This is a genomic window from Paraburkholderia fynbosensis, assembly GCF_902859935.1.
Lineage (GTDB): Bacteria > Pseudomonadota > Gammaproteobacteria > Burkholderiales > Burkholderiaceae > Paraburkholderia > Paraburkholderia fynbosensis.
This window is the reverse complement of record NZ_CADIKI010000011.1, coordinates 215,354-233,249: the sequence shown is the minus strand read 5'-3', so window position 1 is coordinate 233,249 and position 17,896 is coordinate 215,354. Positions and strand designations below refer to the sequence as shown.

Here is a 17,896-nt window from a genome sequence, read left to right as displayed (position 1 = left end):
GGCGACACGCCGGCTGTCTCCATTTCCGCTACTGGCTGGCACCACTCGCGCCCATGGCGCCTGGTGTGGCGGGAGCGCTCATCGTCCCGCTGGCGCCGACCGCCGAACTGCCTGCATCGCTGCTATTGTCTGCGCGCTTGCAGGCCGTTGTGCCAATCGCGAGAAGTACAATCGATGCCGCGATCGCGGCATATTTCATGTGCAGTTTCATCGAGGGCTCCTGCTATCGTTTCGGTATCCGTTTGTCGGCGGAATCCAGTCGTGGTCGCAGCTATGTCGCTGCCGGAACTGGCATCGCGCATCTCGGCCAATCCGCATTCGTTGCCGGCTCGTGTCGCCTGTACCGTCAGCCTCACTGACTCATGCAAACCGCGTGCCTCATGCCTGCACGCCGACGCTGGAAATAGCCAGACAGGCTGCGCGATACCGGCGCGTGCCCTGCATGTATCGACGGCGGCGGTACAAGTTACAAAGACAATGTATATACATCGCGGTTTGAAGAGGCCGACAGTGATGCCAACGGACAGAACTGCGCCAGACCTTTGGCCTGCCTTCGCGGCGCGAAGCGCACTTATGGATAGAGGGTCAACAGGCCGATCACGGCGGGGTCGGGCAGTCCGCTGGCAAATTCAACTCCGCGGCGAAGCGCAGCGGTTGCGGCCCCGTCAGCCGTACTAAACAGCGGGCCAGGATTGCTTTCGCCAAAGAACGCCGCAGCGGGATCCGGATCGTCGACGCCCACAAAGAAAGCCGATCGCCACGCATTCCGTTCATACGTTTCCTGCGTATTGACCACATACCGACGTACATTAGCGGTTGTCATTGCGGTCTCGCATGCGCGGAACGGGATCAAAGCATAGTCATTGAATGGCTGTAATGCAAAAGCTGAGTAGTTCTGTCTCGCCCCATGCGCCACGTGGAGAGTCCAAGGTGGCGATGAGGCCGTCGGGACTGAGCCGCAGGGAGTCACGCGCCGTATTCATGAATGTCCTCTTCGCCGAACAGCCTCCAGACCGGCTGGCCGAGTAATCGCGAGCGGTTCGCCACCGACCCCGTAGACGCGGTCAACATTCACGCTGGTAAAACGGACGCGTAGATGGCCGTTCTGCCCGATGCATTGGACTGCCCTTTGCTGCCTACGCGCCGCAAGCGCGACGAATTCATGAGGCAACGGGACAACCAACGCGCGCAGCCGCTCGCATAAGAGTCGCGAGCCGTTTCCAACTGCCGCGCTGCGGTCGGATGCCGGCTGAACCGGTTCAACCTCGCAATGCTGTGCAGACACGCTGGCTGCGCCCATCAGGCGTTTCATAGCCTGAATTCAAATACCCACGATCTAGTGCAGCGGCGCGAGAGTTACTCCTCGACGAGGATAGGCGAGCTTTCCGTTCCTGCGAAAAACTCCCTGAGTTGCTCTTCGGCATGCAGTGGTGCGCGGGCAAGTTGCACGTCATAAAGAGCTATCAGTTCTTCAAAGTCACCGGTGACGTCCGGCGTCAAACGCCACTCGCCCGTTTCATGCGCGTGCGTATCCGCGCATGCTCGGCTGTGCCGCCGAAGTCGACGACCACATGAACCGCGGCCGCAATAGGGACACGCGCACTCCTGCGTCCCAGTGCGCTTTCGTCGCTTGATCGACCATGGCTGACAAATCGCGCATCGACCGGCTCGATTGATTGGCTTCGACACGCCGGTCTTCGCCGCATGGGGCGCGCCGACGGCCGATGCGCAGCAGTTTGTCCACTGGAGGTAGAGCCGATCTGTGAGGGCTTCTCGCGTCAGTTTGGCAATGCGCCGAACGGGTATCCGCGAATGCAGGCACGGCAAGTGAGAGCGGAGCTGGCCATGACGCGCACGTATGAGTATCACGGATTCGCGCTTGAAGTGACTGTCGAATCAGGCTTCAGTTGGCAGCAGGCCGTGAGAACCGTCACGCGGAAGAGCCTTCGGTTGAGTTACCAAAGAGAAAGCACTCCCGGAAAGAAAACATCAGAAACCGTCCTCTCCGACGCGCCGAAATACTTTCAACCCGCCTCGATCCATCGCGCCTCTGACGCCTTCAGATGGCGACGAATGGCCGCCTGCGCGGCTAGCGGATCTCGCTCCTCAAGGGCCCGATAAATTGCCTCGTGTTCTTCAAGCGCCGCCTGCCAGGTCTGGCTCGTTTCCGCGTGTCCGCTGAGGCGAGACGAAATGGGGCTATGCCGTTCGTCGAACAATTCGGCCACCATCCGTACCAGCACCGAGTTTCCGCTCATTTCCGCAATGCACACATGGAACGCACGGTCATGCTCCAGCGGCGAAAGTCCCGCTTTCACCTGCGTGCACATTGCATCAAGGGTCTCGCGCAATTGGGCTAACCCATCTGGTGTGATCAGCGCGGTAGCCAGCACGATCACCGACCCTTCCAGGACAGCCCGCGCCTGCATCAACTCTGACGGACTTTCGCCCATTGCGGCTGTCGTACTGGACGAGCGGTCGGGCACGCGGCACACGTACACGCCCGAGCCCTGGCGAATTTCGACAGAGCCGGCAATCTCCAGCGCGATCAGCGCCTCTCGAACCGACGGCCGCGAGACGCCGAGTTGCTGCGCGAGATCGCGCTCCGCCGGCAGACGCGTTCCTGGCGCGAAGCCGCCCGATCGAATCAGGGAGCGAATCTGATCGGCGATGTGCTGGTACAGGCGCCTGGTTTCGACCTGCTTCAGTTGTGTTGTCAAATGCCCTCTCCCGGGGGTTTACCTCGCCAGCCCTGAGCGAGCGTTTGTGTGTAATTGGTCTGGCCACATTTCCAAAATATCAGCTAGAAGAATTATATACGATGTCCTTTCCTGACATTGTCCTATGCCAACGTGCCTCGACGCGCAAAGGCTTCGGGGTTAGCCTGACATGGCGCGCTTCGCGTTGCAGCAGAAGCTCTACCCACATCAGGGTTTAAAGTGACTTGACCAATTAATCGGCTTTACCTATGCTGGAATCGGTCCTGACAGTCGTGGCCGCTCGTCGTCGCCGTCGTCGACCACGGGACCGATCCGGCAGGAACGCCCAACGTAGCCACTCGTGCGAAGTCACAAAAATGGAGACAGACTTGCTGGATTTCCGAGCCCAGCCCGCCCCCCGTCGCCCGATCCCAGCGCGGGCCGACTCCGTTCATTTCCGCGGTTTCGAACTTATCGTGGATGAACGCCGAGCGGCAACCGCAACTCAGTCGTCCGACCCGGTGTGGGGATCCGCCACCGACGCTCCGCATGGCAACACGCGCTCCGGTGATCAAGCCGATTTGCTGCGGCTCAACAACATCACCAAACGTTTTCCTGGCGTACTCGCGCTCGACAACGTCAGTTTCGATCTAAGGCGCGGCGAAGTCCACGCCGTATGCGGCGAGAACGGCGCGGGCAAGTCAACGCTGATGAAAATCATCAGCGGCCAGTACCCGCCCGACGATGGCACCCTCATCTACAAAGGCAGCCAACGTCACTTCACGTCCTCGCTCGAAGCCCAAGCCGCGGGCATCGCAATTATTCACCAGGAGCTGAACCTGGTGCCCCAGTTATCGGTGGCGGAAAACATCTTTCTTGCACGTGAACCACGCCGCGGCATCTTCGTCGATCGTGCGCGTTTGCACGCCGACGCCCAACGTTGCCTCGAGCGGCTTCGCGTCGACATTGAGCCGGGGACGCTGGTGCGCACGTTATCGGTTGCGCAACGGCAAATGGTGGAGATCGCCAAGGCGCTGTCGCTTGACGCCGAAGTGTTGATCATGGATGAACCGACTTCATCGCTCACGGAAGAAGAAACGACTCAGCTCTTCAAGATCATTCACGAGCTAAAGCGTGCCGGCGTCGGAATCATTTACATCTCACACCGGCTCGATGAAATGACCGAGATCGTCGATCGGGTCACCGTGATGCGCGACGGGCGGTATGTTGCGACCGACATGTTTCACGACACCACGATCAACAAGATCGTGGCGCGCATGGTCGGGCGCTCACTTGAAGACAAGTTTCCGGCGCGCACGTCGGTGCCCACCGACGACGTGCTGCTGTCCGTCGACCGACTGACACGCACGAACGTGTTCGGCCCCGTCAGTTTCGAGCTACGGCGCGGCGAAATTCTTGGCTTCGCTGGCTTGCTGGGCGCGGGCCGGACCGAAGTGGCCCGCGCCATCTTCGGTGCCGACCCACTCGATAGCGGCACGGTGCACCTCGGCACAGAAACCCTCGCGATCCGCTCGCCAATCGATGCAATCCGGCACGGCATTGCCTATCTGTCCGAGGACCGCAAGGCCAGCGGTCTGTCGATCAACATGCCGGTCGCAAGCAATATCACCCTTGCTAACCTGGGTGCGGTGTCGAACCGCTTCGGATTTATCCGCTTCGCTGCAGAAGCTGCGGTGGCGCAACGTTACATCGACGCGCTCGGAATACGCACCCCCAGCATCAGGCAAATCGCACGCAATCTCTCGGGCGGTAACCAGCAGAAGGTCGTCATCAGCAAGTGGCTGTTCCGCGACTCACGCGTGCTGTTCTTCGACGAGCCGACGCGCGGCATCGACGTCGGCGCCAAATTCGCGATCTATGAACTACTCGACAGATTGGCCGGGCAGGGCATCGGCGTCGTGATGATCAGTTCGGAACTGCCCGAGATACTCGGCATGACCGATCGGGTCGCCGTCTTCCACGAGGGAGAACTCGTGACGATTCTCGAAACCCGTCAAACCAGCCAGGAAGAAATCATGCACTATGCGTCGGGTCGCACGGTCAACTCCGACAAGTCAGGGACATCGGGTATATCAGGTGCCCCAGGAGTCTCGCGATGAGCACGGTCACCGGACCCACACCTGCCAACGTCAACGAACGGCGCAAGGATCTGATCCAGAAGTTCGCCGCCTTCGGTAGCCTGATTGTCATGATCGCGGTGTTTTCCTCCACCAGCGAGGCGTTCCATACGGTCGACAACGCCATGACCGTCGCGCTGCAGGTGACCTCAATCGCCTACCTCGGCGTTGCCGCGACCTGCGTGATCATCACGGGTGGCATCGACCTGTCAGTGGGCTCGGTGCTCGCGCTCGCGGGTGTCGTCGCGGCCCTTGCGGTGAGAGCCGGCATGCCCGTCACCGTCGGCATGCTGCTCGGCATCGTCGTCGGTGGGCTGTGCGGCGCCGTCAACGGCCTGTGTGTGACGCGCATGCGCCTGCCTCCTTTCATCGCCACGCTCGGCATGATGCTGGTGGCCCGCGGCCTCGCACTGCAAATCACCGGCGCGCGCCCGGTGTCGGGACTGGGCGAAGCATTTGGCGTGCTCGGCAACGGATCGCTCTTCAGGATCGAGACCATCGGCGCAGACGGATTTCCGGATGTGACGTTCCCCGGTATCCCCTACCCGGTCCTGCTGATGATCGTCATCGCCGTTACGGTATCGATCATGCTAAGTCGCACAACACTCGGCCGTCACATCTATGCCGTCGGCTCGAACGCGGAAGCCGCGAGGCTGTCCGGTGTCAACGTCGCGCGCGTGACGATGTTCACGTATGTGTTGTCTGGCACGCTCGCGGGGGTCACCGGCTGCGTGCTGATGTCCCGGCTACTGACCGCGCAGCCGAATGAAGGCGTGATGTACGAACTCGACGCCATTGCTAGTGCTGTGATCGGCGGCACCTCGCTGATGGGAGGCGTTGGAACGATTTCCGGGACCGCCATCGGCGCCTTTGTGATCGGCATCCTGCGCAACGGCTTGAATATGAATGGAGTGTCCAGCTTCATTCAGCAAATCATCATCGGCCTGGTCATTCTAGGCACTGTCTGGATTGACCAGCTCCGCAACCGCCGGTGAGATCCATCGGCGCATCGGAACGTGAAGGTCTGCAGCGCCGAGAAGTCCACGTACGACAACAACTTCTCCGTAGGAGTAGAGACATGCGCACATTTCAACTGGGCCTGCTGGCCGCAACCCTGGCCCTGGCAACCGGCCTCGCCCAGGCCGCCGGTGGCGAGATCGCCGTCATCGTCAAGACCTCGAATTCCAACTATTGGCAAAACGTCCAGAAAGGCGCCAATGCAGCCATCGGCGGCGCCAAGGGCTACACGATGACATTCCAGGGGCCGGCGACCGAAACGGCGATTGCCGATGAGGTCAACATGGTCGAGAACGCGGTGAACCGTAAGGTCGCCGGAATCGTGCTTGCACCGTCCGATCCCGACGCGCTGGTGCCTGCCGTCAAGAAGGCATGGGAAGCGCACATCCCGGTCGTGATCATCGACTCAGCCTTGGCCGATTCTGGCAAGCAGTACTATCAGTCATTCCTGTCGACCGACAACAAGAAGGCCGGCGAGCTATGCGCGAAGGCGTTGATCGATCGCGTCGGCCGGACCGGCAAGGTTGCCATCATGTCGTATGTCGCGGGCGCGGGCTCGGAGATCGGCCGCGTTGGCGGCTTCCGGGATTACCTTAAGGCGCACTCCCAACTGCAGGTGGTCGGTCCGTTTTATTCGAACTCGCAGATGGCGACCGCGCTGAACCAGACCACCGACACGCTCACCGCCAATCCGGATCTGAAAGGAATCTTCGGGGCAAATGAACCGACGGCGGTAGGCATGGGCCGCGCACTCGAGCAATCTGGCAAGGCGGGCAAGGTGGTGGCGATCGGATTCGACGGAAATCAGGACCTGCAAGGCTTCGTCAAGGACGGCACGCTCGCCGCTACCGCCGTGCAGGGCTCGTACCAGATGGGCGATCTCGGCGTGAAAACGGTGATCAGTCTGATCGAGAAAAAGCCCGTGCCGAAGGACCGCGATACCGGCGTCGTGATTGTAACGAAGGACAACATCGACCAGCCGGTTGCCAAGAACGTGCTGTATTGACGTGGCCCGAGCGGATCCAGCCCGCTTGAGCGCCCGCCAACGACCAGTCAGACAAGGATTGCTATGCTTACGGTGATATGCGAGACGCCCGGCACGCTGAGCGCCCATGAACGAATGAAGCCTGTACCCCGTGATAACGAGGTGCTGGTGCGCGTAAAGCGCGTTGGCGTTTGCGGGACCGACCTGCATATCTTTACGGGAAATCAGCCCTATCTGGCCTATCCGCGCGTGATGGGCCACGAGTTGTCCGGTCTCGTCGAACAGGCACCGGTCGACAGCGGACTGGTCGCAGGCGATCCGGTCTATGTGATGCCGTATCTGTCGTGCGGACAATGCATCGCATGCCGTCGCGGAAAAACCAACTGTTGCGTGAACATTCAGGTGTTCGGGGTACACCGGGATGGCGCGTTCGCAGAGTACCTGAGCGTACCCGCGCAGTTTGTCCACAAGGCCGAAGGCATCAGCCTCGACGAGGCGGCCATGGTCGAGTTTCTTGCGATCGGCGCACATGCGGTCCGGCGTGGCGACGTGAAGGAAGGCGAGCGGGTTCTTGTGGTCGGTGCGGGTCCAATCGGCATGGCGGCGCTCACGTTTTCGAAGCTGCGCGGCGCAACAGTGACGGCGCTCGACACGCGTGCCGACCGGCTTGATTTTTGCGTGAAGCAACTCGGCGTCACGGCGGCGGTGCAGATCGGGGAGGACGACAAGAGCCGACTCTCGGCAATCACAGATGGCGATTTCTTCGATGTCGTCTTCGACGCAACGGGCAACCCCAGGGCGATGGAGCGCGGCTTCGAGTTTGTCGCGCATGGCGGCCGCTACGTGCTGGTGTCGATCGTGTCCGACACCATCACGTTTTTCGATCCGGAGTTCCACAAACGCGAGACAACACTGCTTGCCAGTCGGAACGCAACGGTCGAGGACTTTGAGACGGTCGTCGAGGCGATGCGTGCAGGGCATATTCCACACTTGGCCCTCAATACGCATCGACTCGCACTCGCCGACGTGCCGGCCAGCTTCGCTACGCTTCTCGACCCCGCCGGCGGCGTCGTCAAGGCGATCGTGGAATGCTAAGCATGCCCGGGCTCGACGCAGGCTCACGCACTGCATCAGAGCCTTTGATACAGCCGATCCTTCAGTTCGGCACCAGCCGGTTCCTGCAGGCGCACGTCGACCTGTTCGTATCGCAGGCTCTGGAGTCAGGCGATGCGCTCGGCGGCATCGCCGTCGTGCAAACCACGGACAGCGCGGATAGCGCCGCGCGCACCGCCGCGTTTGCAAGCGGGAACGCCTATCCGGTGCAAATACGCGGCCTACTTCGAGGCACGGTACTCGACCAGACGCTTTCCTGTCGTGCGATCCGCCAGTCAGCTCATGCGCGAACCGACTGGACGCGGATCCGTGAGGCCGTAAGCGGACCGGTGCAGGTCATTGTTTCCAACACGGCAGACAGCGGCTACCAGCTCGACGAACGCGACGACGCAGGCGCTGCAACCGCTCAGGCGCGCGCGCCGTACAGCTTTCCTGCGAAACTGCTAGTCCTGTTGTACGGACGTTGGCAAAGCCAGCCCAATGCACCGCTATCCCTCTTTCCTTGTGAACTGGTCGAGAGGAACGGCGATGCACTACGCGCGATTATTGTCAGACTCGCATCGCAATGGCGCTTGCCTGGTGACTTCATTCACTACCTGGCCGAGCATTGCGTGTGGGCCAATTCGCTGGTCGACCGGATCGTATCCGAGTCGATCAAACCGGTCGGGGCGGTTGCGGAGCCTTACGCGCTGTGGGCAATCGAAAGGCAGCCGAGGTTGCAGCTGCCTTGCGTACACGCGTCAATCGCGCTGACCGACGATCTGAGGCATTTCGAGCAGCTCAAGCTGTTTTTTCTGAACCTGGGGCACACGTTCCTCGCCGAACGCTGGTTGCGCGACGGCAGGCCGCCAGACGAGACTGTCTACCACGCAATGAACGACCCTGTGCTTCGTGCCGCGCTTGAAGCGGTCTGGATGGACGAAGTGTTGCCAGTGTTCCAGGCTCTGGGGAAACGCAATGATGCGCTTGCCTATCTGGACGAAGTGCGCGAACGCTTCCTCAATCCTTTTCTCCATCATCGGATCGCCGATATCGCGCAGAATCACCCGCAAAAAAAGCAGCGGAGAATTGTGCCCTTGCTGGAACTGGCAGCGTCTCTTGCGAAAGGCACGGGTGCCGGGATCGAACAACCGCGACTGAGGGAAGCGGCCACCAGCCCTTAAGCGATCAATGCAGCGGATTGCGGGCTGGCAGACGAGACTCACAGAGCGTTTGGATGGGTTGTGTTGCAATAAGGTCGGCAAGGCGAGACGTTGTGCAATGGCATGGAATCCTACATGACCAACGAATAGAACCGCTCGGCAGCAGTTCGCGCGATTCCATCAATTTCCATCTGTTCTTTCTTGATCATGTGCATCGGCTAAACGCCTGACTGCATGTGCTCAACGCGCGCGCAATGCATCGACGATGTTCATGCGGGCCGCGCGCATCGCAGGCAGAAACCCGCCAACGAGGCCCATCGTCATCGAAAATGTGAGCGTCTTCACGACGATGGCCGGGGTGAGGATAAAGCGGAACGACAGGTCCGCGAAGGTCTGGAAGTTGGTGGTCGAAAACGACGCGAACTGCATGAACGCCGCGCAGCCCAGTCCCGCCAGTCCGCCGACGAGCCCCAGCAGCATCGCTTCGACGAGAAACGCAGCGAGCACGTTGGAGCGCCTGAAGCCGAGCGCACGCAACGTGCCGATCTCCGCAACCCGGTTGGCCACGGACGCGTACATCGTGATCATCGCGCCGATCATTGCGGCTATCGAAAAGATCGTCGATAGCGTGAAGCCGAGAATGTTGATGAACGTCGAGAGCGCCTTCGACTGGTCGCTATAGAACGTCTGTTCGCGCTTCGCTTCATCGGCGAGGCGCGGATCGACGTCGATGTCGGACTTGAAGCCGCCGAACCGGTCGGACTGCGCGAGCCGCACTACCATCGACGAATAACTCGTGCGGCGAAATGACTGCATCAATTGATCGACATCGCCCCAGATTTCCGAATCGAAGCCGCTGCCGCCCGCGTCGAAAGTGCCAACCACGGTCCAGTCGCGCTGCGCGAAGCGCAAATGCTCGCCTGGCTGCGTACCGCTGAAGCCCTTCGCAATGCTGCTGCCGACGATGATTTCGGACGATCCCGGATTGAACATGCGCCCCGACGCGAGCTTCACTTGCGGCCGCAAGCTCATGCCCGCGGGCGAGACTCCGCGAATCACGACGTTCGATGGCTTGCCCGAGGCGAGCTTCGTCAGAGAGATCAGCACGACGGACTCCTTCGACGCCATGCGTCGCCCGTCGCTACCGATCGCCACCGCCGGGTGCATTTCGATCACGTTCGCCTGGCCGCGGTCGATCGCGCTCTGCACTTCCGTTTCCGCGCCCTTGCGGATGACCACGACGTTGTCCTCTTCACCGGTGGACACGAGCGTCTTCTTGAGGCCCGCATCGAGCATCAGCACGGTCGCGAACACGAACACGACAAGCGCGAGCCCACCGGCCGTGAGCGCGGTGGTCAGCCGGCGCATCCACAGATTGCGAGCGATATACGAGAGCGGGATCGCCACGTGAGCCTCTAGCCGATAGCCCGCAGGCCTTCGACGATCCTCACCCGCGCCGCCTGCAGCGCCGGAATGATCGCCGCCGTGATCCCGACGACGAGCGCGCACGCCGCCTGCAACAGCATCGTTTCGCGCGACACGTGGAACACCGGGAACACGCCTGCCGTCGCCTGCTTGAAGAGGCTTGCGGCGGGCGGGGTGGCGAGTATGCCGAGACCGCCGCCCACCGCGCAGATCGTCACCGACTCGCCGAACATCAGCAACGCGAGAAATCCCGGGCCGAAACCGAGTGCCTTGAGCGTCGCATATTCAACCGTGCGCTCGCGCGCGCTCATCGCCATCGCATTGGCCATCACGGCCATGATGATGACGATGACCACATACGACACCAGTCGGATCGCCGCAATGATCTGATTCGACATCGCCACGAAGCCAAGCTGGAACGCCTGCTCGGTTTCGGTGAGCGTCTCGGCGAGCGAGTTCCTGAATACGTTGTCGACATTGCGCGAGATCGCAGCGGCTTCGTCCGGGTTCGCGATACCAAGCACATAGACCCCGACCTGATCCGCTTTCCGCCCGGGCGTCTTGCGTACCGTTTCGTTCAGGTACTCCCAGTGGAAAATCAATTGGCGCGTAATCGTCGATTCGTCGCGGCCGTCGAGAATGCCGCGCACGACAAACTCCCAGGTGCCCGGATAGATCGTGCCCTTGATCGGAATCACGTCGCCGATCTTGAAGCCGAACTGGCTCGCGAGCTGCCGGCCGATCAGACAGCCCTTGCGGTCCCGCTCGTAGTCGTTGCGCTGCTGCGCGGGCAAGATGAATTCCGGGTACAGGTCGAGATAGTTGTCCGATACGGCGAACTGCGCGAAGAAGTTCTTCGGCTCGCGATACACACCGCCGAACCAGTTGGAGCGCGCGACCATCGTCACGCCTTCCACGCCGCGTATGCGGTTCTCGTAGCTCAACGGCAGCGGAAACACCAGTGAGATCGCATTGCGCGTCACGAGCCTTGCGTTCGATGCCGCCGCGGCGCCCGCATACCATGCGTCGACCACGGTATGCAGCAGCCCGTACGCGAGCACCGCGATCAGGAGTCCGAACACGGTCAGCAACGTGCGCAGCTTGTGCCGCAACGCGTTTCTCGTGATTAGCTTGAACAGATACATGACGATCGGCCCTGGCGCGCTTCAGCGAGTGGTTCCATCGATCAGTTCCCCCTTTTCCAGATGCACGAGCGCCTTCGCCGCCCCCGCCGCGTGCGCGTCGTGGGTCACCATGATAATGGTCTTGCCGAGTTCGCGATTGAGCCGCTGCATCATCGTCAGCACCTCCTCGGCGGACGTGCGGTCCAGGTCGCCTGTCGGTTCGTCGGCGACGATCAGCGTCGGATCGGTGATCAGCGCGCGAGCGATCGCGACGCGTTGCTGCTGGCCGCCGGAAAGCTCGGACGGGTAATGCTGCGCGCGATCCGACAGATTCACCATGTCGAGGACGAGGCTCACGCGCTCGCGCCGCTCCTTGCGCGATAGGCGCGTGAGCATCAACGGCAATTCGATGTTCTCGAATGCAGTCAGCACGGGCATCAGGTTGTAGAACTGGAAGATGAAGCCGACATGGGCCGCGCGCCATTCCGCCAGCGTCGACTCCGACAGCCGCGTGATGTCGAGTCCGCCGACGCGCAGTTCGCCGCCATCCGGCCGGTCGATGCCCGCGATCAGATTGAGCAGCGTGCTCTTCCCCGACCCCGACGGCCCCATCAGCGCAATGAAGTCGCCTTCGCCGATCGAGAGCGTGATGTCGGAGAGAACGGGCACCGTCTGAACACCGCGCCGGTACGATTTGACGAGGTGCCTGATGTCGACGAGCGGCTCTGTATCGCTCACGCGCTTCACGTTGTCCACAGTGCCCACACTATTTCTTCGCCACGGTGACTTTGGCGCCGTCCTTGATGTGCTCGTTCGGTGCGCGTACGAGCACATCGCCGGGATGCACGCCGCTGACGGCCACGAGGTCGCCGAGCGCCGCGCCGGTCGTGACGGGCACTTCGCGCACGGTATCGTCCTTGATCACGAAAGCGACCTTGCGGCCATCGCGCTCGACGATCGCCGCGGGCTGCACCGCGACCACCGGCTTCCGGTCCCGCGGCGGAACAGGCTTCGTCAGAAACGCAATCTTGGCGCTCATGTCGGGCAGCACGCGCTCATCGCGATCGACGAAGCGCACTTTGACGAGGACGGTCGCTTTCGAACGGTCGACAGTCGGCACGATGCGCGACACGCGGCCAGCCAGCCTGAGTTCGGGCAGCGCATCGAGCTGGATCTCGCAAGGCTCGTCCACGGTGATCTTCGCGATGTTCGATTCCGCGACATCGGCTTCGACTTCGAGCGTTTCCATATCGGCGATCGTCACGACGGCGCCCTTGCTGTCGGATGCCTGCGAGAACGGCGTGATGTTGTCGCCGACGTTGGCATGCTTCTCGATCACCACGCCATCGAACGGCGCGCGAATCACTGTTTGATCGACGGCCACCTGGGCGGCCTGCGCATTGGCCTGCGCCGACGCGATCGCCGCACGGCTGTTGTCGATCGACGCTCGGGCCTTGTCGTAACGGGCGAGATCGGAGTCGTACTGGGTGGCGGGCATGGCGCCCTGCGGCGCGAGTATCGCGGAGCGGCGCAGGTTGATCTGGGCGTTCTTCAGTTCGGCCACCTGCAGCGCGAGATTGGCCTGCGCCACCTTGATTTGCGCCTTGGCCTGCGCGAGCGCGGCCTCGACGTCCGCGCTTTCGAGCCGGGCAATCACCTCGTCTTTCTTGACGCGCGTACCCTCCAGCACGCCGAGCCACTCGAGGCGCCCCTGCCCTTTCGACGCCACCGCGGCCTTGCGCTGCGGCACGACGTAGCCGGTCGCGTTGAGCAGCGTATAGGTCTGCGAGGGGTAAGCGGACACCACGGTGGTGGTTTCGACGGCCTGCGGACCGGCCAGCTTGAGGCCGGCGACTGCCGCACCGACGAGAAGCAGCGCGACGACCCCGTAAGCGAACCAGTTGTGCCGCCGTGCGGCAGCGACGGCGGGCCGGTCGATTTTCAGCCTCTTCAGATCGTGATCTGCCAATTTTTTATGTCTTCGCCGGCTGGCATTCGCGCTTTGCGGACACCGCACAGAAACGGCATCACGACGCCTCGCCACGCCGGCTACTTGTCCTGTAGACGGGACCACAGTATAGCGCCGCGCCTGGCCTCCGCTCGCGTCATGCGGACGGGACGCTTGCGCCTGCGCAGACGGCGGATTTCCTGTCAGCGCCCAGTGCTGCATTGCGACAACCGAACGTTCGCATTAAGGGCTGGCTCGCTGGGTGATCGACAAAGCGAGGAACAGGCACCATGCGCGCGCCGCTATTGCCTAAACTGAAGTTTGTACGCACTGCGCTGCGTGTATCGTGTCGCTCGCGCGTGAACTCCGGCACGTCTTCGGTATCTGAAAGAACATGGGGCGGACATGAGCACGGCTGCCACTTTTCACATCGGCTATACGCAATATCTTGGCCCCGATGGCGAGGCTGTTCAGGCCTTGCCTGCCTTTGCGCGAGACCCGGCGGTGCTGATTTCTCTTTGTCGCGCGATGGTGCTGACGCGGGCGTTCGACACGAAGGCGGTCGCGCTGCAGCGTACCGGCAAGCTCGGCACTTTCGCGTCGTCGCTCGGCCAGGAAGCGGTCGGTGTCGGCGTGGCCAGCGCGATGCAGCCCGACGACGTGCTGTTCCCTTCCTATCGGGATCACGCCGCGCAATTGCTGCGGGGCGTCACGATGGTGGAAAGTCTGCTGTACTGGGGCGGCGACGAGCGCGGCAGCGACTTCGGCGTGCCCCGCAACGATTTCCCGAACTGTGTGCCGATCGCCACACAGATATGCCACGCCGCCGGCGCGGCCTACGCGTTCATGCTGCGTCACGAGCCGCGCGTCGCGGTGGCGATCTTCGGCGACGGCGCCACGTCCAAGGGGGACTTCTACGAGGCGATGAACATGGCCGGTGCCTGGCAGGCGCCGCTTGTCCTCGTGGTCAACAACAACGAGTGGGCAATTTCGGTGCCGCGTAGCCACCAGAGCGCTGCTCAAACGCTCGCGCAAAAAGCGATCGCAGCGGGAATCGACGGGCTGCAGGTCGACGGTAACGACGTGATCGCCGTGCACGAGGTTGTCCACGCGGCGCTCGCCAAGGCTCGCCGAGGCGATGGCCCGACGCTGATCGAAGCGCTCAGCTATCGTCTCGGCGATCACACGACAGCCGATGACGCGACGCGCTATCGCGACTCCGAAGTCATCAGCAAGCGCTGGGAATACGAACCGCTGCTTCGTTTGCGCACTTTCATGATGCGCCTGAACGTCTGGGACAAGGCGCGGGACGAGCAACTCGGCAAGGCCTGCCATGCGCAGGTCGAGCAGGCCGTCGATGCGTATCTCGCGATACCGCCGCCGGGGGCGTCCGCGATGTTCGATCACCTGTATGAGACGTTGCCGCCGGCGATGCGCGAGCAACTGGCAATGGCAGAGCGCTTCGCGCCGGTTGCGGGGAACGGCAATGGCTGACCTCAGCATGGTCGACGCGCTCAATCAGGCGCTTGCCTACGAACTGGCGCACGACCCGGCCGTCGTGCTGCTCGGAGAGGACATTGGCGTGAACGGCGGCGTGTTTCGCACGACCGCCGGGCTGCAGACACGCTTCGGCAATCAGCGGGTAATCGATACGCCTCTGGCCGAAACCGCAATTGCCGGCACCGCGATCGGCATGGCGGCGATGGGCCTGAAGCCCATTGTGGAGATCCAGTTCGCGGGGTTCATCTATCCGGTCATCGATCACATTCTGAATCATGCGTCACGGTTGCGGCATCGAACGCGCGGACGGCTGACGTGCCCACTCGTGATCCGTGCGCCATGCGGCGCAGGCATTCACGCGCCAGAGCATCATTCCGAAAACCCTGAAGCGCTCTTCACCCACATACCCGGGCTGCGCGTCGTGACGCCGTCCTCGCCGGCGCGCGCGTACGGCTTGCTGCTGGCGGCGATCCGGGACCCGGACCCGGTGATCTTCTTCGAGCCGACGCGCCTGTATCGGCTGTTCAGGCAGCCCGTGGAGGACGATGGAGAAGCGCTGCCGCTCGACAGTTGCTTTACGTTGCGCGAAGGAACCGACGTCACGCTGGTGAGTTGGGGCGGGGCGTTGCAGGAGGTGCAGGCCGCGGCCGATCTGCTCGCGCAGGAAGGCGTGGCGGCCGAGGTGATCGACGTGGTGACACTCAAACCGCTCGAGCTGGACACCATTCTCGCGTCGGTGGCGAAAACCGGGCGCTGCGTGATCGTGCACGAGGGCTCACGCACCGGCGGGGTCGGCGCGGAGATTGCCGCCAACATCGCTGAGCGGGGACTGTACTCACTGCTCGCGCCGGTGCAGCGCGTCACCGGATATGACGTGGTGGTGCCGCTGTTCCGGCTCGAAAGTCAATATATGCCGTGCACCGCGCGCATCGTTGCCGCGGTCAGGCAAGCGCTGGAAGCATAGTGAAATCATGAAAATCTTCAAACTACCCGATCTCGGCGAAGGCTTGCAGGAAGCAGAGATCGTCGAGTGGCATGTCAAGAGCGGCGATGACGTTCGCGCGGATCAACCGCTGTTGTCGGTCGAAACAGCGAAGGCGATCGTCGATATCCCGTCGCCTCAATCCGGCCGCATCGTGAAACTGTTCGGCCAGGTGAGCGACATCGTGCATCTGGGGGCGCCGCTAGTCGCATTCGAAGGGGCGGCCGACGAAGCCGATGCCGGTACCGTGGTCGGCCATGTGGAGGTCGGCCAGCACGTTGTGCAGGAAGCGCCGGCCGCACTCGGCGGCGGTGCGGGCGCGGGTGTCGGCGCGACCAAGGCGATCCCGGCCGTGCGGGCGCTCGCGCGCAAGCTGGATGTCGATCTGGCGATGGTGACACCGTCGGGACCGGAGGGTGTCATCACGGCGGCGGACGTGCGGCGCGTCGCGAGAATATTCGCTGATCTCGGGCCGCCTGAAGTGCTGCGCGGCGTACGGCGCGCGATGGCCCAGAACATGGCACGCGCGCAGAGCGAGGTGGCCGCAGCGACCGTCATCGACGACGCCGACATTCACGCGTGGCCGCCACATACTGATGTGACGATCCGCCTGATCCGCGCGCTGGTGTCCGGATGCCGCGCCGTACCGGCGCTCAACGCATGGTTCGACGGACATGCGGGACGGCGCCACGTGCTGGAGAAAGTCGATCTAGGTATCGCCGTCGATCTACCGGATGGTCTCTTCGTACCGGTGTTGCGCAACGTCGAGCACCGCGACGCAGCGGATCTGCGCGCGGGGCTCGACCGCATGCGTGCCGACATCCGCGCTCGCAAGATTCCACCGGAAGAACTGCGAGGCAATACGATCACGCTGTCGAACTTCGGCATGATCGCGGGCAAATACGCGGCTCCCATCGTCGTGCCGCCCACTGTCGCGATTCTCGGAGCGGGGCGCATTCATGAGCAGGTCGTGGCGGCCGGCGGGGTTCCTGCTGTGCATCGGATCTTGCCGCTTAGTCTGACGTTCGACCATCGAGTTGTCACGGGCGGTGAAGCGGCACGTTTTCTCGCCGCGGCGATTGCTGATCTGCAGATGGTGCAGTAACCGTGTTCGGGCGCCGGTATCTGGACCGCAGTCAAAAAGGGATTGGCCGTCCGGGAAACACATGCATGCCGGACGGCATGAAGGACGCATCGCGTGATGCGCGTCGGAGTTCCGGTTTCAATGAATGCTCTTGGCGATGGCATCAGCTGCAGTGCATCCGTAACGGAAAGTCATGATCGATCATCGCGCCGTTGTTATGAACCTGGGTTTTCGGCAGGCCGTATCCGACGACTCGGAATGGCTATATGACACGTACCAGCGGACGATGAAGGGTTTCGTTACCTCAGCGCAAGGCTGGGATGAGGACTTGCAACGAGCGGGGTTTGCAAAAAGCCTTCGCCAGGGTTCTTGTCAGATAGTTATGCAGGAAGGCAACCGGTGCGGGCTTGTGCACTGGGACGTCGAACCTGATCTCGTCTGGCTGAGGATGCTTTGTATCGTGCCGGAGATGCAAAACAAGTCGATCGGCAGCGAAGCGCTTGCCAAGGCCAGGTCGTTGTCCAGTCACTTGCAAAAGCCGCTGTACTTGCATGTCTTCGTATGCAACCGGGTGGCCTATGAGTGGTACAGGCGAATCGGCTTTGTCGAAATCGAGAACGATGGCAAGGTCTCTACATTGGTGCTTGCGCCTTCGTTTGGAGCGGCTCGTATGTCGTAACGGCGCTGTCAGGTTCGCTCTTGCCAGCAGCGAATGTCAGGACCGCCGGACGCGTTGATA

17 protein-coding genes are annotated in these 17,896 nt (G+C 62.2%); 9 read left to right on the top strand and 8 right to left on the bottom strand.

Annotated elements, in window-relative coordinates; translation table 11 throughout:
- Positions 1-28: 28 nt before the first annotated feature.
- From HV770_RS19970 to HV770_RS19955, 4 genes are all read right to left on the bottom strand, one after another.
- Positions 29-211, bottom strand: a complete 183-nt coding sequence (locus HV770_RS19970; protein ID WP_175162287.1) for a hypothetical protein — start codon at positions 209-211, stop codon at positions 29-31.
- A 360-nt stretch (positions 212-571) separates the two neighbouring features.
- A complete protein-coding gene (locus HV770_RS19965) occupies positions 572-823 on the bottom strand; it encodes a hypothetical protein (RefSeq protein WP_175162285.1) in 252 nt (83 codons plus the stop codon).
- Positions 824-1,356: 533 nt separating this feature from the next.
- Complete coding sequence (locus HV770_RS19960; RefSeq protein ID WP_175162283.1) at positions 1,357-1,500, bottom strand: hypothetical protein; 144 nt, start codon at positions 1,498-1,500, stop codon at positions 1,357-1,359.
- A gap of 524 nt (positions 1,501-2,024) precedes the next feature.
- Positions 2,025-2,720: a FadR/GntR family transcriptional regulator gene (locus tag HV770_RS19955; RefSeq protein WP_175162281.1), complete on the bottom strand. Its 696-nt coding sequence runs from the start codon at positions 2,718-2,720 to the stop codon at positions 2,025-2,027.
- Positions 2,721-3,280: 560 nt separating this feature from the next.
- Here HV770_RS19955 and HV770_RS19950 point away from each other — a divergent pair.
- The 5 genes from HV770_RS19950 to HV770_RS19930 all read left to right on the top strand — a co-directional run bounded on the left by HV770_RS19950 (position 3,281) and on the right by HV770_RS19930 (position 9,115).
- Positions 3,281-4,819, top strand: coding sequence for a sugar ABC transporter ATP-binding protein (locus HV770_RS19950; RefSeq protein WP_425497456.1), 1,539 nt, complete (start codon positions 3,281-3,283; stop codon positions 4,817-4,819).
- On the top strand, positions 4,816-5,832 hold the full coding sequence (locus tag HV770_RS19945) for an ABC transporter permease (RefSeq protein ID WP_175162277.1): 1,017 nt from the start codon (positions 4,816-4,818) through the stop codon (positions 5,830-5,832). Before HV770_RS19950 ends, HV770_RS19945 begins: the two co-directional genes overlap by 4 nt.
- Positions 5,833-5,915: 83 nt before the next feature.
- Positions 5,916-6,860, top strand: coding sequence for an ABC transporter substrate-binding protein (locus tag HV770_RS19940; RefSeq protein ID WP_175162389.1), 945 nt, complete (start codon positions 5,916-5,918; stop codon positions 6,858-6,860).
- A gap of 63 nt (positions 6,861-6,923) precedes the next feature.
- Positions 6,924-7,934: a zinc-binding alcohol dehydrogenase family protein gene (locus HV770_RS19935; RefSeq protein ID WP_175162275.1), complete on the top strand. Its 1,011-nt coding sequence runs from the start codon at positions 6,924-6,926 to the stop codon at positions 7,932-7,934.
- Positions 7,935-7,978: 44 nt separating this feature from the next.
- On the top strand, positions 7,979-9,115 hold the full coding sequence (locus tag HV770_RS19930) for a mannitol dehydrogenase family protein (RefSeq protein WP_175162387.1): 1,137 nt from the start codon (positions 7,979-7,981) through the stop codon (positions 9,113-9,115).
- A gap of 219 nt (positions 9,116-9,334) precedes the next feature.
- Here HV770_RS19930 and HV770_RS19925 read toward each other — a convergent pair whose 3' ends face one another.
- The 4 genes from HV770_RS19925 to HV770_RS19910 are packed head-to-tail and all read right to left on the bottom strand — an operon-like array spanning position 9,335 to position 13,612.
- Positions 9,335-10,501 (bottom strand): ABC transporter permease, encoded by a 1,167-nt coding sequence (locus tag HV770_RS19925; RefSeq protein ID WP_175162273.1) that lies wholly within the window; start codon positions 10,499-10,501, stop codon positions 9,335-9,337.
- Positions 10,502-10,509: 8 nt separating this feature from the next.
- Positions 10,510-11,664, bottom strand: a complete 1,155-nt coding sequence (locus HV770_RS19920; RefSeq protein WP_175162270.1) for an ABC transporter permease — start codon at positions 11,662-11,664, stop codon at positions 10,510-10,512.
- 21 nt (positions 11,665-11,685) lie between these two features.
- The gene (locus HV770_RS19915) at positions 11,686-12,408 is read right to left on the bottom strand and encodes an ABC transporter ATP-binding protein (RefSeq protein ID WP_175162268.1); all 723 of its coding nucleotides are present in this window, start codon (positions 12,406-12,408) and stop codon (positions 11,686-11,688) included.
- Position 12,409: 1 nt separating this feature from the next.
- A complete protein-coding gene (locus HV770_RS19910; protein ID WP_175162266.1) occupies positions 12,410-13,612 on the bottom strand; it encodes an efflux RND transporter periplasmic adaptor subunit in 1,203 nt (400 codons plus the stop codon).
- A 384-nt stretch (positions 13,613-13,996) separates the two neighbouring features.
- Between HV770_RS19910 and pdhA the strand changes: the two genes are divergently transcribed.
- From pdhA to HV770_RS19890, 4 genes are all read left to right on the top strand, one after another.
- A complete protein-coding gene (pdhA, locus tag HV770_RS19905; protein ID WP_175162264.1) occupies positions 13,997-15,085 on the top strand; it encodes a pyruvate dehydrogenase (acetyl-transferring) E1 component subunit alpha in 1,089 nt (362 codons plus the stop codon).
- Positions 15,078-16,055, top strand: coding sequence for an alpha-ketoacid dehydrogenase subunit beta (locus HV770_RS19900; protein ID WP_175162262.1), 978 nt, complete (start codon positions 15,078-15,080; stop codon positions 16,053-16,055). Before pdhA ends, HV770_RS19900 begins: the two co-directional genes overlap by 8 nt.
- A gap of 7 nt (positions 16,056-16,062) precedes the next feature.
- Positions 16,063-17,178 (top strand): dihydrolipoamide acetyltransferase family protein, encoded by a 1,116-nt coding sequence (locus HV770_RS19895; protein ID WP_175162260.1) that lies wholly within the window; start codon positions 16,063-16,065, stop codon positions 17,176-17,178.
- A gap of 172 nt (positions 17,179-17,350) precedes the next feature.
- Positions 17,351-17,836 (top strand): GNAT family N-acetyltransferase, encoded by a 486-nt coding sequence (locus HV770_RS19890; protein ID WP_246291033.1) that lies wholly within the window; start codon positions 17,351-17,353, stop codon positions 17,834-17,836.
- Positions 17,837-17,896: the final 60 nt, after the last annotated feature.